This window comes from Paenibacillus oenotherae (assembly GCF_019443105.1).
Classification (GTDB): domain Bacteria; phylum Bacillota; class Bacilli; order Paenibacillales; family Paenibacillaceae; genus Paenibacillus_Z; species Paenibacillus_Z oenotherae.
In genome coordinates, this window is the sequence record NZ_JAHZIJ010000002.1 from 59,290 (window position 1) to 74,530 (window position 15,241).

12 protein-coding genes are annotated in these 15,241 nt (G+C 53.6%); all 12 read right to left on the reverse strand.

Translation table 11 applies throughout. The features are described 5' to 3' along the window. Window positions 1-40: 40 nt before the first annotated feature. The 12 genes from K0T92_RS04580 to K0T92_RS04635 all read right to left on the reverse strand — a co-directional run bounded on the left by K0T92_RS04580 (window position 41) and on the right by K0T92_RS04635 (window position 15,200). On the reverse strand, window positions 41-1,672 hold the full coding sequence (locus tag K0T92_RS04580) for a response regulator transcription factor (protein ID WP_219871259.1): 1,632 nt from the start codon (window positions 1,670-1,672) through the stop codon (window positions 41-43). Continuing rightward, window positions 1,650-3,542 carry a cache domain-containing sensor histidine kinase gene (locus tag K0T92_RS25440; protein WP_219871260.1) on the reverse strand — a complete coding sequence of 631 codons (1,893 nt, stop codon included), beginning with the start codon at window positions 3,540-3,542 and terminating at the stop codon, window positions 1,650-1,652. The genes K0T92_RS04580 and K0T92_RS25440 overlap by 23 nt, the downstream gene beginning before the upstream one ends. An 80-nt stretch (window positions 3,543-3,622) precedes the next feature. Then, window positions 3,623-4,468, reverse strand: coding sequence for a carbohydrate ABC transporter permease (locus tag K0T92_RS04590; RefSeq protein ID WP_219871261.1), 846 nt, complete (start codon window positions 4,466-4,468; stop codon window positions 3,623-3,625). Next, a complete protein-coding gene (locus tag K0T92_RS04595; protein WP_219871262.1) occupies window positions 4,465-5,439 on the reverse strand; it encodes a carbohydrate ABC transporter permease in 975 nt (324 codons plus the stop codon). Before K0T92_RS04595 ends, K0T92_RS04590 begins: the two co-directional genes overlap by 4 nt. A 361-nt stretch (window positions 5,440-5,800) precedes the next feature. Then, window positions 5,801-6,328 (reverse strand): hypothetical protein, encoded by a 528-nt coding sequence (locus K0T92_RS04600; RefSeq protein WP_219871263.1) that lies wholly within the window; start codon window positions 6,326-6,328, stop codon window positions 5,801-5,803. Between the two features lie 97 nt (window positions 6,329-6,425). Continuing rightward, entirely contained in the window at window positions 6,426-6,938 is a 513-nt protein-coding gene (locus tag K0T92_RS04605) for a GNAT family N-acetyltransferase (protein ID WP_219871264.1), read from the reverse strand. 20 nt (window positions 6,939-6,958) lie between these two features. Further along, on the reverse strand, window positions 6,959-8,164 hold the full coding sequence (cntE, locus tag K0T92_RS04610; RefSeq protein WP_219871562.1) for a staphylopine family metallophore export MFS transporter CntE: 1,206 nt from the start codon (window positions 8,162-8,164) through the stop codon (window positions 6,959-6,961). Window positions 8,165-8,902: 738 nt separating this feature from the next. Further along, window positions 8,903-10,042 (reverse strand): PLP-dependent cysteine synthase family protein, encoded by a 1,140-nt coding sequence (locus tag K0T92_RS04615; RefSeq protein ID WP_219871265.1) that lies wholly within the window; start codon window positions 10,040-10,042, stop codon window positions 8,903-8,905. An 18-nt stretch (window positions 10,043-10,060) separates the two neighbouring features. Beyond that, window positions 10,061-11,722 carry an ABC transporter ATP-binding protein gene (locus K0T92_RS04620; RefSeq protein ID WP_219871266.1) on the reverse strand — a complete coding sequence of 554 codons (1,662 nt, stop codon included), beginning with the start codon at window positions 11,720-11,722 and terminating at the stop codon, window positions 10,061-10,063. A gap of 60 nt (window positions 11,723-11,782) precedes the next feature. Then, complete coding sequence (locus K0T92_RS04625) at window positions 11,783-12,610, reverse strand: ABC transporter permease (protein ID WP_219871267.1); 828 nt, start codon at window positions 12,608-12,610, stop codon at window positions 11,783-11,785. Further along, window positions 12,603-13,574, reverse strand: coding sequence for an ABC transporter permease (locus tag K0T92_RS04630; protein ID WP_219871268.1), 972 nt, complete (start codon window positions 13,572-13,574; stop codon window positions 12,603-12,605). Before K0T92_RS04630 ends, K0T92_RS04625 begins: the two co-directional genes overlap by 8 nt. Before the next feature lie 9 nt (window positions 13,575-13,583). Further along, window positions 13,584-15,200: an ABC transporter substrate-binding protein gene (locus tag K0T92_RS04635; RefSeq protein WP_219871269.1), complete on the reverse strand. Its 1,617-nt coding sequence runs from the start codon at window positions 15,198-15,200 to the stop codon at window positions 13,584-13,586. Between the last annotated feature and the right edge of the window lie 41 nt (window positions 15,201-15,241).

Consider the following 15,241-nt stretch of genomic DNA (forward strand, 5'->3'; position numbering starts at 1 on the left):
CAAAAACTTTCGAGTTTTAACAAACTATGCGGCGCGGGGATTATTTCAGCAGATCCGTCGGGTTGAGGCCCGTATGCTTTTTGAACAGCGTGCTGAAATAAGGCACATTCTTGAAGCCTACCTTTTCCGCGATTTCGTAGATCAGCAGCTTGCCTTCCAGAATCATCGCCCGCGCCTTGGCTATCCGCACCTTGGTCAAATAATGGTTGAAGGAATCCCCGGTTGCTTTCTTGAAGATCTGCCCGAGATAATATCTGGAGATGAATAATTCGTTCGATAAGGACTGGATCGTTATATTGTCTGCATAATGCTCATGAATATATTGGATCATGAATTCGACGGCCTGCTTATGCTTCAAGTTCTCATCCCATTGCTGGCTGCCGCAGATCAGCTCAGCCTTCCGCAGCAGCCAGTCCATTAGCTGGCCTGAAGTGGAGATCGGGCTTAACTGCTGCTTGAGATCAAGCTCCGGGAACATATCATCAAGGAAAATGCCGACGTCATAGAGCGAATAGGCCAGAATCGCCCAGATCTCCGTTCCCAGCATGACAATATCCGGCGGCGCAAGCGCGACATCCTCCAGCTTCTCCCGATACGCTTCTATAGCCCTGCGGACTTGCTCCAGCCGCGAATGCTGCAGTCCTTCCAATAGTTGTTGGCAGAACTTAATATGGCCAACCGATTTCCGTACTCCTGCCATCGTCAGCGGACGGTTCGCGACCGCGCTGTATTCCACCATATAGCTGTCATTGGATTGCAGCGAATAATTGGCCGCAATGGAGAAGAAGGCCTCTTCCGCAGAATCGGCAATTTCCTGCCAATTCGGCTTCAAGGAGCCTACACCGACACAAACCTTATATTCTGGATAACTGGCCGCGCTCCGAATCATCCGCATGCCCGTCCCGCGAATCTGCGTCAACGCTTCGTTAGGGGGCACGTCCCGGTCATAGTGAATGATTACCGCTTTGTGATGGCTGTGCAGCTCGATAAACTCGCAGTCCAACTGCTCTTCGAGCAGGGCGGCGCTCAGAACGCCAATAAGCGCGGCTCCATCCCCCTCGCTCTGATCGGCAGCGGCGTTTAGCGGCTTTTTATCCGCCCTGTTAATATGCAGGCCTAGCACGACATGGCTCTGCTTCTCCCATTTCGCCCGCAGCGCTTCGGCTTCCTTCAGCCGGGCAAGCTCGGGGGTTGCCGTCCCCGTCAGAACGGATTTGATCCATTCCTTCATGACGAACGGCTCGTACATAAGCAGCTTATCTTCAAGCCGCTGCTGCTCGGCATGCCTGAGCCGCTCCCCCTCCAAGTCCGCGATGACTTTGCCCAGCACTTCTCTTATCGTCTGGATCGTAACCGGCTTCGACAAATAATCGTTCACGTTCAAGCGCAAAGCTTGTCTGGCATGGTTAAAGTCCGAATAGCCGCTCAGAATAACGATTTCCCCCTCGTATTGCTCGGAGCGCAGCTGCTCGATCATCTCGATCCCGTTCATGACCGGCATATAGATGTCCGTCAATACGATGTGCGGCTGCGTTCTTCTGACCAATGCCAGTCCCTGCTCGCCATCCATGCTCTCGCCAACCCACTGCGCTCCCAGCTCTTCCCATGGAATCGCGTTTTTCATCCCTTTGAGAACACGGGGATCGTCATCAATTATGACTATTTTCCACATATGAACCTCCTGCCAAGGCTGGCTTCTCCGTCACCTCGGGTATCCGTACCGAAACCAGAGTGCCCCTATTCGGATTGCTGCTGATGCCGATATCGTAAGCTGGGCCATAATAAGCAATCATTCTTTCTCTCACGTTGCGTATGCCGTATCCGCCCGTATTGCGCTGCTTCTGCTGCTGCCAATTGCCGGATATGCCTACTCCATTGTCGCTTATTGTGAAATGGATATCCCCTTGGGATTGGACAGCCGTAATCACGATCAGCCCTGTGTCCCGCCCATGAAACCCGTGAATGATCGCATTCTCGACAAAAGGCTGCAGGGTTAGCTTGGGGATGTACATCGCCCTGATCGGCTCCGGCACATCGATGGCATAGCCGAGGTTCTCCCCCCAGCGAATTTGCTGAATCTGCAAATAGCATTCCAGATGGGTTAATTCCTTCTCCACCGTAATCATGCTCTCGCCGTTCGATAACCCGATTCGAAACATCCGGCCCATCAGCTCCAGCACACGGCTCATTTTCTCCTCGCCCGCCTCGATCGCCATCCAGTTCAATTGATCCAGCGTGTTGTACAGAAAATGGGGGTTGATCATCGCCTGCAAAGCCTGAATCTCCGCTTCCTTCTGCTTCCGGTATTGCTCCTCCAGAGAGGCGTACAATTCTGTCGTCCGGTCCACCAGAACGGCATACCCTTTGAACAGCGCCCCGAACTCATTCTGATAATCGTTGACATCAGGCTTGTCCTTCTTGCCCAGCGAGAAGTTGTTCATGCTCTTGAGCAAAATAATGATCGGCTTGGTGAATTGCTTGGCCAGAATCAGCGTCATGACGAGCGCAATAATAACCGCGATCAGCCCGATCGAAAATAATACGATTGCCGTTCTGACGCTGCCCTTCGTAATCTTCGACCATGGCGTCACCTCCATCAGAATCCAGTCCGAGCTGAACAGCTTGGACCAGACGACCAGCGAATCGTGATAACGGATATTCCCTTTGCTGTTCATATTCACTTGATAGTTGTCAATGAGATCCTGAACCGTATCGATATATTGCTGGGAGCGAATGTCGCCGGTGTAGGTTACCGCCCTTAGCCCCAAATCCAATAATACCCGGTTGGAATGGGGATCCTCCCCTTGAATGAGCTTAATGATATCGCTAGCTTTAATATCCAATACAACCAATGCTTTATATTCATAGCCCGGTGTATAAATTTTCCTTGCGAAGCTAATAACGGGCACATCCCCTTTATTCGTCGTGATGACATGCTGGCCGATCCATGAGAAATCGGAATTGTCCACCGTGCCGTGCCATTGCTCCCGATTCAGCTCTCCCAGCTCAATGAACCTGACTGGCCCCTGAACGTCCGAGCCGGGCGGATCATCGACATAGACGCGGATCGATTGAATAATCGGCATGCTGAAGGCGATATTGGACAGGTCAAAGGTCATGCGCGAAGCATTCTTGAACCGGGTATAGGAATCCGCTTCCTTCTTGTCCATATACGCCTGCAAATTGCTGTTGCGGGATATCGCCAGCGAGATGTTCTCGATCTCCGTCATCTGAATATTCAGCTGCTTGTCGAGCTGATTCAGATTGTTCTGCTGGTAATAAGAGGTGCTTCTGACCATCTCGCGAACAGAAAATTGATAGCTGACACCGATTACGATTACAAGAACAACGATAATAAATCCGGCGAAGCTGCCGAAAAAAACATGACCGATCTGAAAGTTCTTGAATGGTTGAATGAAACGGCGGATAGCCCTTACCCCCTTCGCCAACGATAAACGAATGCCGCCGTCCCCAGCGCCGCACGGCGCGCAGTTCCCAGCGCGCGGCGCGGCGCTGCATGGCGGCGGTTTTGGACCACGCACATAAGGCGGCACTGCGTTTATATGGTTAGAGCCAGCCTTCCTGCTGTTCTTCAAGCAGGCAGCTCACTGTATTGTGCATTCTAGCCTTTTAAGCCGCTCGTTGCAACACCTTCTACGATGTGACGCTGCGCGAAGAAGAAGATAAGCACGGCGGGCAGAACGGATACGAGAGACATCGCGAACAATTGGCCCCAAGGCGCCGTCGAGCTCGTATCGATCATCATTCTGAGCGCCAGGCCAACCGTATATTTATCCACATCATTGATGTAGATCAGATGGCCGAGGAAGTCGTCCCAGTTCCACAGAAAGCAGTAGATCGCGACCGTCACCAGAGGCGCCTTCAAGAGCGGCATAATAATCCGGAAGTAGATGCCGAACCAGGAGCAGCCGTCGATCTTGGCCGCTTCATCCAGCTCCGAAGGAATTCCCCTGATGAACTGCACGAGCAGGAAGATGAAGAACGCCCCTCCGATTCCTCCTGCCATGCTATGCGGAACGATGAAAGGCAGATACGTGTTGACCCAGCCAAAATCGTTGAACATGGCGTATTGCGGAACGAGCGTAATTTGATTGGGCAGCATCACGGTCATCAGCACGATCGAGAACCAGAAGGAGCGCAGCGGGAAATCCAGCCTTGAGAAGCCGAAGGCAACCAGACTGCAGGAAATAAGTGTCGTAAACAGCACGCCCGCAATAAGCAGGAAGGTGTTGGCATAGAAATGCGTGAAGCTGAATCCCGGAACGGCATGCCAGCCTTCGATGAAATTGTTTATCGTAGCCTTGATCGGGATCAGACCTGGAGAACTCATTTCTTCATTAGACTTAAAGGAAGCGCTGATCCACCAAACGACCGGATATATCATGAAGAGGCTAAGCACAAGCAATAGACCGTGGCGCCGCAAACTTTTCCATGTCAACCTGTTCATTTCGATTTGCCCCCATCCGTTGCGTAGAATACCCAATACCTAGAGGAGAAGAAGATCAGTGCCGTAACAGCGCCAATTATCAGAAGCAGTATCCAAGCCATCGCGGACGCATAACCCATCTCCAATCTTCCGAATGCCTTCTCATAGAGATAGAGAGCGAACATATAAGTCGAATTGATCGGTCCGCCCTTCGTAATGACGAACGCCTGCGTGAACATCTGGAATGCCGCAATCGTCTGCAATACGAGATTGAAGAGAATAACAGGCGACAGCAGCGGAATCGTAATCGTTCTGAACTGTCTGATCCTGGATGCACCGTCAACCGATGCCGCTTCATAGAGCTCTCCCGATATCTGCTTAAGTCCGGCCAGGAAAATAACCATCGAAGCGCCGAACTGCCACATCGCCAGCAGGATCAACGTTCCAAGCGCCGTATCCGGGCTGCCGATCCAGCTTTTCCCCTCGATTCCGGCATAGGAGAGAAGCTTGTTGACGAATCCGTCAGTTCCGAGCATGTTGCTCCATAGAATTGCGATCGCTACACTCGTTCCGACGAGCGAAGGAAAATAGATCAAGGTGCGGTAAATATGCATGCCCCTGAGCTTGCGGTTCAACAATACCGCCACCAGCAGCGCCGTCATCAGCTTCAGAGGGACAGATATGAACACAAACCATAGCGTCACGCCCAGAGACTTGTAGAATAAACGGTCCTCGTTGAGGATCTTGTTGAAGTTGTCCAGCCCGATCCACTTGGGAGCCTCCAGCAGGGAATATTCCGTAAAGGAGAAATACGCGGATTGAATCATGGGCCAGAAGGTAAAGAGGAAAAAACCGAGCAGCCACGGCGAGATGAACAGATAACCCGCGAGCGGACTTTCCCATCTTCGTCCAGCTTTTAATTTCCTGCTCCCGGCAGCGTCTGGCGGATGATCAGCTGGCAGACTGTAAGCGCTGTTAATTTGTTTGCCCATAGTGGCCTCACTCCTTGTTGAATTAATCGGTGTACATCAAGAATAGCGAATTAAAACGCTTTCAAAAATAAGAGTAATCGCTAAACTCTTTCACTTTTTAACAAACTTGTTTCCGGGCGCGTGTCGCTTTCATCCTCCGGCCCTGCAGCAGCTACAGCAGCTCTTATTCCATCCAGGTACCTGCTTTTCATAGGAAAAAAAGAAGCCCGGACACGGAATGAATCTGTGTCTTGGCTTCTGTGGTTTGGCGAACGCCCGCCAGTGTCCAAGACATTGGCGGCTTTCATCTTAGGTGCTCATTAGAGCTTCAGCGGAGCATACACTACTCTCATCATTTCTGTCTATCTTCACCCTGGTTGGGCTAGACGAAGACGAGCCCTCCCGTTGCAGGGTCATACTTGACCGTAAGCTCGGTAGTATTCTGATCGATTGAGATTTCGATCGGCTCGCCAACTTTAATGATGCCGGATTCAGTTTCACTGCCTAATTGGATAGATACGGTCACTTTTCCATCATGGTCAGTAACGGAATCAACTTGATTGTGCTGTAAGGGCGAGGCTTCGAGCAACGATGCACCGCTTATTGCTTCGCCATTCACAACAACGTCATGAGGAAGATAATTAATGGGAGCATCTGGGGCAGAGAGCTGCCCCTCGTTAAAGCTTTCAACAGCGCTCACTTCTGCTGACGAGTAGGAAGCAAGCGAATAAACCGAGTAATCTTCTATCCACGATATGGTGTTTCTCTCTATCGGATTGACGGTCATCCAAGCAATAGTAGCAGGCGAGTTGGCGTTAGAAGCTGATTTGCCCAAAAACAATCTAAACTTATCATGCGTTTTTTTAGACTCAGAATTATCGAAATTAATAGTCAGAGTATATTCATTCATAAGCATACCACCCATTCGTTGCATAATTGTTAATACACGATACGAATTATACCTGAAATTAGCAGCTGCTAAAACCCTCTTCTTCCCAATTCCTAATCTACATCCCCCATCTCTTACTCATGTGCACAATCACCTCAGATTCCCAATACCGTTGCAAATAACCGCGAGATTGCCAGAATGGATAGCCCCCCGGCAAGTACAGTGAGGTATGCAGGCAGCTCTCCGCATAACCGGCTTCTCTCGCAAACCTCTCTGCTTGTGCATAGAGCCGGGCTCCGATTCCCTTTCTCCGTTTATCCGGGTGGATATAGAATTTGACAATTTCGCAGACGGGCCCGCTCCCCAGAGCAGGTTCAACCTCGGGAAACCGCCTGTCGTACGGCCTGACCGCTGCTGTGCCAATAATGACGCCACTGGCATCCTCGGCAATGAAGAAGCAGGCGTTCGGGGACCGGATATACACTTCCTCGAAGAACATCAGATCATGCGGGTTCTCATAATAGGTGCCTGGCGGGTATAGGTCGCCCATCTGCGCCAGTACAAAATCCTTAATTTCCGCGCCTCTATCCGCATCCGCTGATACGATCCGATAGTCCATTTCCTGCAACATACAGCTCCTCCCTTCTTCTTTCATTCCGGCACGGCGGCTTGCTGCATCCGGCGCTCTCCCATACTCCTGTTCAAGACCGCCATACACGCCGCGATAACCCCTACTGCTGCACTTACCGCATACATGGCGCTGAAGGAGAAACGGTCGGCTATCGGGCCCATTGCCATGCCACCCATCGAGATGCCGAGATCAGCCGTCGCAATGAACAGCCCAATATATACATTCCGCGATGTGCCGGGCAGAACAAAGGTCAAATAGGTGGTTAGCGTCGGGTACAGCATCGCCTGTGCAATACCGATGGATACCGCTGCGGCATAGAAGACGACCGGGCCCATTGCTTGAGATAACGACAGCAGCAATGCCCCGACAGAGCCAAGCAGGCAGATGGCTCCAACAAACCATGCATGCCATTTGCCGTCTGAAGGTATCCGCTTGCTGAGCGCGAATCGGGCGACTACAATAATGCCCGCCTGGATCATCAAGTAGACTCCTGCATGGCCATATGATATTTGCCGGGCATACAGCGGGATAAACGCCGTCACGGCGCCGAACACGATGGATGCCAGCAGCATCAGCAGGCTGCAGATCAACAGCGGGCGATTGCCCGCGATCCGGCCCAGTGCGCCGCGCAGCCCCAGTCGCTCTTGTGCGGCATTCCCCTGCCCCTTCTGGGCGAATTGCATAGGCACGCTGTACCCGAACAATCCCGTCGCCAGCGCGATGAGGATCATCGCGGCTGTAAAGCCATTCACGCCTCCCAACTCCCAAATCCCGACCGCTAAGAGCGGACCGATAATTGTCGGCATGTAGGTGAACAGTGAATACAGTGACAAGCCTTGGGAACGCTGCTCCTCTGGCAGCGCGTCAATAATGCCCATCTGAAGCGACATGGAGAAGAATGCAGTACATATCCCCTGCATCACACGCGCGGCCAAGTATCCTTCCATTCCAGTAAAGGTATACAAGATAAGAGCAAGCCCGTTCACGGCAAGCAGAATGCGCAGCACGATGACTGGCCCATGCTTGTGAACGAGATGACCGGCCCATGGCCGGAAAAACATGCAGGTGAACATATAAGCGCCCATAATGAACCCGATGTCGCTGTTGCTTGCACCCCATGCTTCGATGCGCAGGGGCACAATGACATTGAGGATGGAATTGGCGCTGAAGAACAGTAGTGCTAGCGCATATAAGCGCAGAAACGGCGCTGACATAGCTTGGTTCATACTCATCTCGAATTACCTCCGGCCTCTGTCTCCTCTGTTTCATGCGAGGCCAATCATCATCGACATATAAGTGCTTTCTCATCAATGGGAACTGCCAGCATACGATGATTCGAACCGCCTGCATCGGGCTGCAGCATCTTGCCTGTCTGCGTGATGTCTGCTTGCATCGAGCTGCTTGCATCATCTTGTCTGTCTGCGTCATGTCTGTTTACTTCGAGGCCGCCTGCAGATGTTGTCTGTATCTTGCGTGCTGTACGCGGGAAATTCCGTCTTACAGCAAAAAATAACAGTATGAGAGACGCCGAAAGCAGGAAAAATCGTCTTATCCAGCCAACCAAATCCAAACCGGACACTCTCAATGCGACTGTAGAGCGGTAAAATCCGCTTACAGCCCACCAAACTAGCATCCCTCAAGCTGTAAAACGGAACAAACGTCTTACAGTCGGCAACGCAGGGCAAGCCCCTTCAGCAGGCACCCATAATGGCAGCGCTTGACCGCCATCATCAGGCGAAACATCGTGATCTGAGAGCTGCGTGCTTAGAGCACTGATTTTTCATATCTGAGAGCTGGGATCTGTGTGCTTAGAGCACTGACCTTTCACATTCGCGAGCTGAGACCAGTGTGCTTAGAGCACTGACCTTTCACATTCGCGAGCTGAGACCAGTGTGCTTCATGCACTGGCCTTTCACATCTGCGAACTGAGACCAGTGTGCTTCATGCACCGATTCTCGCATCTATCAGTCCATATAGATGGAGCTGCCTTGATTCCACTCCACCTGCCCTAGCACCTCGGCGTTCATGCGCAGCGTGGAATCGGGAACATCCAGACTCTGGATCAGGTCTGACCGATAGTTGGCGGAATCGGCGGGACACATGCTCCAGGGCTGCAGCTCCCGCGCCATCAAGCGCACGGTTTCGATATCAGCCTCTGTCGCGAACCCCTGCTGCTCCATCCATTCATCATTGAACAAGGTTTGGATGTAGCGCTCTCCGCCATCGGCAATCATGCAGACGACCCGCTTCTGCGGTCCAAGCTCCTGAGCAAGCTTGAGGGCAACCAGTGCGCAAGCGCCGCTGGAGGGCCCCATCAATATGCCTTCATTGCGGGCCAGCGCCCGGGCGGTGAGGAAGGCTTGCTCATCCGTCACTTTATAAGCACAGTCGATATGTGCCATATTCAGATTAACCGGTGTCCAGCCAAGACCGATGCCGGGTATACGATAGGAATCCGCATGGCCTCCAAAAATCGTCGAGCCTGCCGCATCCACGCCGATAATCTGCACCTCCGGCGCAAAGGTCTTGAGATATTTGGAGATGCCCCCCAATTGGCCGCCTGTGCTGACCGCCGTTATGAAGGCCGTTATTTCATTGGAGCAGGCATCCATAATTTCACGCGCCGTGCTGTTGTAATGCGCTTCGCTGTTCAGCAGGTTGAAGCACTGGTCAGGGCGGTAGGAATTCTCGATCTCCCTCGCAAGCTTGTTGGCCAGGGCGATTCGTGTTTTATGATAGCTGCCGCAGTCATCCTTGTCCGTTACGACGATGACCTCGGCTCCGAAGCATTTCAGCAGCGCGAGATTGGCGCTTGTCGTCTTGGGATCGATCAGGATAATAACGCGATAGCCTTTGGCCGCGCCGATCATCGCAAGAGAGATACCGAAATTGCCGCTGGACGACTCAATAATTGTTCCCCCCGGCCTCAATAGTCCCCTGCGCTCGGCTTCCGCAATAATGTAATTCGCAGCGCGATCCTTAATGCTTCCGCCAGGATTGTATCGCTCGTATTTAAACAGCACCTGACCTTCACTTGCCCTGTTGCTGTTCGGAATCGTTATAAGCGGCGTATTGCCGATTGTCTCCAAAATGCTGGCGATCATCGCGAATTCACTCCCTCCTTAATAAAGGCCTTCTTCCATATCTCCTGCGCATCTCAGCAGCAGCTGTGTATAGGATTGTTTGCTTTCATGGAGCAGCGCGCTCGCCCGTTTGACCTCTGAGAAGCTGCCATGGTTCATAACTGCGATATGATGGCAAAAGGATCGGAGCACTCGGATGTCATGCGAAATCATCAGAATCGAGAATCCGAACTGCTTGTGAAGCCGCTGCAGCAGTGCCAATATTTGCGCCTGTACGCTCATATCCAGTGCAGATACCGCTTCATCGCAAATAAGCACCTCCGGCCTCAACACCAGCGCTCTGGCAATCGCGATACGCTGGCATTGGCCTGTACTAAGCTGGGGCGGCCGCCGACTGAGCAAGTCCCCCGTAATTCCCACTTCATGGAGATAGAACCTAGCGAGCGTTTCCCGCTCGCCTTTATTCCCAATATGCATGTATTGAAGCGGCTCTTGTACAAGCTGCATGGCTGTTCGCCCTGGATTAAGGCTCGCTCTGGCATCCTGAAAGACCATCTGGATATGCTTGCAAAGCCCGCGTTTCCCCTTGCCCCGCAAGCGGCTAATATCGGCCCCTCGATACATCACATGTCCGCGTTCGGGGTACTCCAGCCCTGTGATGCATCGGGCCAAGGTTGATTTGCCGCAGCCGCTCCCTCCGAGAATGCCTAATATTTCCTTGCGGTTCAGCGCCAGGTTGACATCATGCAGCACCCGCTTCTTCCCGTCGAACGTCTTCTCCAGCCCTATAATCTCCAGCAGAGGCTCCCCGGCATGCGACGATTCGCGCTCCCGCGAGGGCTTGGCAATTTGCGAACGGGAGGAGAGCAGTTGGCGAGTGTATGCGGCGCGCGGCTTGGAGAATACGGCTCTCGTATCGCCCTCCTCCTCAATAACTCCCTTGTTCAAGACGATCACTCTGTCGCTAACCGCATTCGCCACGGCGATATCATGGGTGATGAGCAGCACGGCCAGACCAAGCTCCTTCTGCGTTATCTTCAGCAGATCAAGCACTTCCTTCTGGCTCACCGTATCCAGCGCGGAGGTCGGCTCGTCGGCAATAAGCACCGCAGGCTTCAGACAGAGCGCAAGGGCCAGACATACCCGCTGGCACATGCCGCCGCTAAGCTGGAACGGATAGCACTCCAGAATGCGCTCCCCGTCAAGGAAGCCCAGCTGGCTCAGCAACCGGATGCTTATAGGCTTCACTTCATCAGGGGATGCAAGGCGATGGTAGAGCAGGCTTTCTCTGAAATGCGCTCCTATCTTCATAACAGGGTTAAGCGCCTGCTGCGCATCCTGGAAGAGCATGGCGATCCCTCTTCCCCGAATCCCCTCCCATTGGATGCCCTTGCCTTTGCCCCTGCCTTTGCCCCTGCCTTTGCCCCTGCCCTTGCCTGCTGCCATATCCATATCCACGCGCAAGGTGGAGCCAATATGCAGCGTTCCGCCGCCAATATGGGCCGATGGGGGCAGCAGCCCCGTAACCGCCTTGGCGATCGTCGATTTGCCCGACCCGCTCTCTCCCAGCAGGGCGAGAATTTCGCCTTGTCTCAGCTCCAATGAAAGGTTATCCAATACACGGACGGATTGCCGCCCTTGCCTATAGGCCACCTGCAGGTTCGTAATCTGCAGCATCGTCTCGAGTTCTTTTTTCACCATGATGAATGTATCCTCCCCGAAGTACCGCGCAGCAAACATGAGCCTTGCTCGCACTCCTCGTTATAGCTCTGATTTCTCATAGGGGTCCAGCCGGTCCCGCAGTCCCTCGCCGATCAGGTTAAACGCCAGCACCGTCAGGAAGATAAAGAGCGCAGGCCCGATCAGAATGTGCGGCGCTTGCATGAAATGATCACGCCCATCTGCCAGCATGCTGCCCCACTCCGGCGCCGGAGGCTGCGAGCCGAGTCCCAGGAACGAGAGGGCTACAATGGACAGAATCAGGCTGCCCAGCTCGAACGTCGCCAGAATGAGCACCGGACTTATCGCTTTGGGCAGCAGCTCCTTGAAGATGATGGCCCCGTTTGTTGCCCCGAGAACTCGGGCTGCGGCGAAGGAGGTTTCGTTCTTGGCATGCAGAACGACACTGCGGGTCAAGCGGGCAAAGGAAACCCACCATACCGCGACGACGGCAAGCAGCAGATGGATAAGACTTGTGCCGAACAGGGCCGCAATAACCATCGCCAGCACCATAAAAGGAAAGGACAGCAGCACATCAATAAGGCGCATCAGAATGATATCGATGATCGAGCCATGGAACATCCCCGCCGTCAAGCCGACAAGAAGTCCGATTATAAGGGCGGCGCAAAGCGCAACGACGGACGATATCAAAGTCGTTTGCCCGCCGTGCAGCGTCCGGGACAGAACATCCCGCCCGAAACGATCCGTACCCAAAGGATGCTCCATGCTCGGCTTCTCCAGACGCTCGGTTACGTTCTGCTTCACGGGATCATAAGGCGCAAGGAATGGCGCACCCAGAATAAGAATGGCCAGCAGGCTCAGAACGACGATGCCGCTTATGAGGCTGATTGGATGATTGGCGTTAGACATGTTCTTCAGCTCCTGCCTCTCTGTTACGATGGATGCGAGGATCGATGAGCGCGTACACGACATCCACGCATAGATGAATGAGAATCACCAGCGATACCATAACTAGAGCGTAGCCTTGAATGACGGGATAATCCTTCAGCAGAATGCTGTCGAGTGCGTACTTGCCAATCCCCGGCCAGGAAAAAATACTTTCGATCACGACGGCCCCGCTGATCAGTGAAGTAAGCGAGAGCGCAATCATCGTAATGACAGGAAGCAGCGCATTTCTTAACGCATGCTTGACGACCCGTCCCCGGCCCAGCCCTCTGGAGAGCGCTGAAAGCACGTAGATGCGCCCGAACTCGGCCAGCATATTGGCTCTCGCCATCCGTATTAATTGCGGGGCGCCGATGAGCCCTAATGTAAGGGCGGGAAGCCACAGCCTTGACAGTCCGGCTTCACTGCTAATTTCGTAAGCGCCTAACGTCACTGCAAATACAGACAATAACACCAGTCCGATAACAAACGCCGGAGTGGAAGCAAGCGCTACACAGACAAGCCTGATGGCATTGTCGCCAGGCTTGCCCGCCTTTAGAGCAGAGACTGTCCCGAAGAACAGTCCCAGCACGGCTTGAATGAGCAGAGCGGCGGCGGACAGCATGGCAGTGGCCGGAAGTCTTGCCGCGATCTCCGCGCCAACCGCTCTTCCCGTATGAATGGAAGTGCCGAGGTCAAGCTGGACCAGCTTATGAATCCATGCCGTGTACTGCTTGATCATGCTCTGATCCAGCCCCAATTTGGCGCGCAGCCCGGCTGCCCGATCATCATAAGCCTGCTTATCGCTCAGGGCAGCCTCACCCGGATGGCCCAGAAGCAGCTGGACCGGATCGCCGGGAGCGAGACGAATCAAGGTGAAGATGATGAGCGTCGCACAAAATAACGTAATGAACGCTTCCAGCAGCTTGCGCAGCAGCATCCTGTACATGGCTGCCGCCTATTTCGAATCTAGCGTCAGATTAGCGTTCACGACATTCTCGAACTGTCTGAAGTGGTCTTCGAATCCATGAAGCGCTCCGCTTACCGCCGTAATCTGCGGACGTGGGAACAGGCTGATGACCGGCGCCTGCCCGGCAACCCGCTCATTGATCTGAAGTGCCAGCTCATGCCGTGCCGCTCCATCCGACGCTTCCGCCAAGCGGGCCAGCAGTTGATTCGTTTCGGCATCCTTATAGCCGCCATAGTTGGCGCTGCCCTCCGGTGCGTACTGACCTGTCAACAGCGTAAGCTCATCCCCGAAGGTGCTCCATGCTTCAATTGATGCGTCCCAATCGCCGGATTCGCGGGCGGTCTGGATCAGGCTGTAATCGCCATGCTGCACCTCTGCTTTCACGCCGATACGGGTCCATTGGCTTTGCAGCGCTTCTCCCAATGCTTTATCACCGCCCCATGTCATCAGTCGCAGCGTTAGCGGCTTCCCATCCTTATGGCGAATGCCGTCAGCGCCTTGTGCCCATCCCGCCTCATCCAGCAGCTCCGCAGCTTTGTCCGGGTCGAACTTGGTGTAGACCGCATTCTTCGCCTCTGCGAATGCCGGATTGGAACCCAGCCACGTTGTAACGGGAATACTCTCCCCTTCTGCCGCAAGGATAACAAGCTCCTCCCGGTTCAGCGCCCAGGACAGCGCCTGCCTGACTCTGGCATCCTCGAACTGGGGCTTGCGCAGATTGAGATAAATCGTTTGCGTATTGGCCGCCGGGGCAGCCGAAATACTCACCTCTTCGCTGTTCTCCAATTGCCCCAGACTCGTTGTGCCGATATTCAGAGCCACATGGCTGCGCCCGCTTAATACGGAGAGCACCCTCGTCTGCTCGTCGCTGATTTCTTCATAGACGACCCTTTGAATGACGGGCTTCTCTCCCCAATAATTCTCATTCCGTGCCAGAACCATCTTCTGCTTCGGACTAAACTCCAGCACTTTGTACATCCCGGTAAGATCCATCGTACCGATCGCGTCATGCTTGGCTTCCGCATTGTGGATGACGGTCTGGTAATAGGACAGGTTCAGCGGCACCTGCACGTGGCTGCGCTTTGTCTTGACCTGCAGCGTATAATCGTCCTTCTTGGCAAAGCTCAGCTCCTCCAGAAACGGCTTCGCCTGCAAATCAAGCGATCGAGAGCGCTCCAGCGAGGCGATCACCGCATCGGCATCTACGGCTTTGCCGCTCCAGAAGCTTGCTTCAGGCCGCAGCTTGATCTCCCACGTCGTGGGGTCAACCTCTGCCGCACTCTCTGCGAGCTCAGGTTGCACCTTGCCCTCCGCATCCACCTTGAACAGCGCTTCTGCTGCGCCGATATTTCTCAGATAGCTGGAGGTGAGCGGCTTGACTGGATCTAAGCTTGCGGCAATTTCCTGCCCTGCCACAATCAGCTCCTTGTTGTCTGCTGCGTCTGCTTTGTCCGATGTGTCCGGACCGCTGCCTGCGCCTGCGCTATCCTTTGTTCCAGCCGGGTTATTTCCCGTTGACGCCGTATTGTTGTTATTGCTGTTATTGCTGCAACCCATTAGCGTAATAATTACGATTATTAAACATGCGAGCAAACCCTTTTTCATCGTTTAGTATCCTCCACTCCGCAGTACGGTATCTGATCTGA

Bases quoted from the DNA above. Each gene is read 5' to 3' on its own strand.
- K0T92_RS04580 (WP_219871259.1), bottom strand. From the start codon at position 1,672: ATGTGGAAAATAGTCATAATTGATGACGATCCCCGTGTTCTCAAAGGG.
- K0T92_RS04590 (WP_219871261.1), bottom strand. From the start codon at position 4,468: ATGAACAGGTTGACATGGAAAAGTTTGCGGCGCCACGGTCTATTGCTT.
- K0T92_RS04595 (WP_219871262.1), bottom strand. From the start codon at position 5,439: ATGGGCAAACAAATTAACAGCGCTTACAGTCTGCCAGCTGATCATCCG.
- K0T92_RS04600 (WP_219871263.1), bottom strand. From the start codon at position 6,328: ATGAATGAATATACTCTGACTATTAATTTCGATAATTCTGAGTCTAAA.
- K0T92_RS04605 (WP_219871264.1), bottom strand. From the start codon at position 6,938: ATGTTGCAGGAAATGGACTATCGGATCGTATCAGCGGATGCGGATAGA.
- cntE (WP_219871562.1), bottom strand. From the start codon at position 8,164: ATGAACCAAGCTATGTCAGCGCCGTTTCTGCGCTTATATGCGCTAGCA.
- K0T92_RS04615 (WP_219871265.1), bottom strand. From the start codon at position 10,042: ATGATCGCCAGCATTTTGGAGACAATCGGCAATACGCCGCTTATAACG.
- K0T92_RS04620 (WP_219871266.1), bottom strand. From the start codon at position 11,722: ATGGTGAAAAAAGAACTCGAGACGATGCTGCAGATTACGAACCTGCAG.
- K0T92_RS04625 (WP_219871267.1), bottom strand. From the start codon at position 12,610: ATGTCTAACGCCAATCATCCAATCAGCCTCATAAGCGGCATCGTCGTT.
- K0T92_RS04630 (WP_219871268.1), bottom strand. From the start codon at position 13,574: ATGTACAGGATGCTGCTGCGCAAGCTGCTGGAAGCGTTCATTACGTTA.
- K0T92_RS04635 (WP_219871269.1), bottom strand. From the start codon at position 15,200: ATGAAAAAGGGTTTGCTCGCATGTTTAATAATCGTAATTATTACGCTA.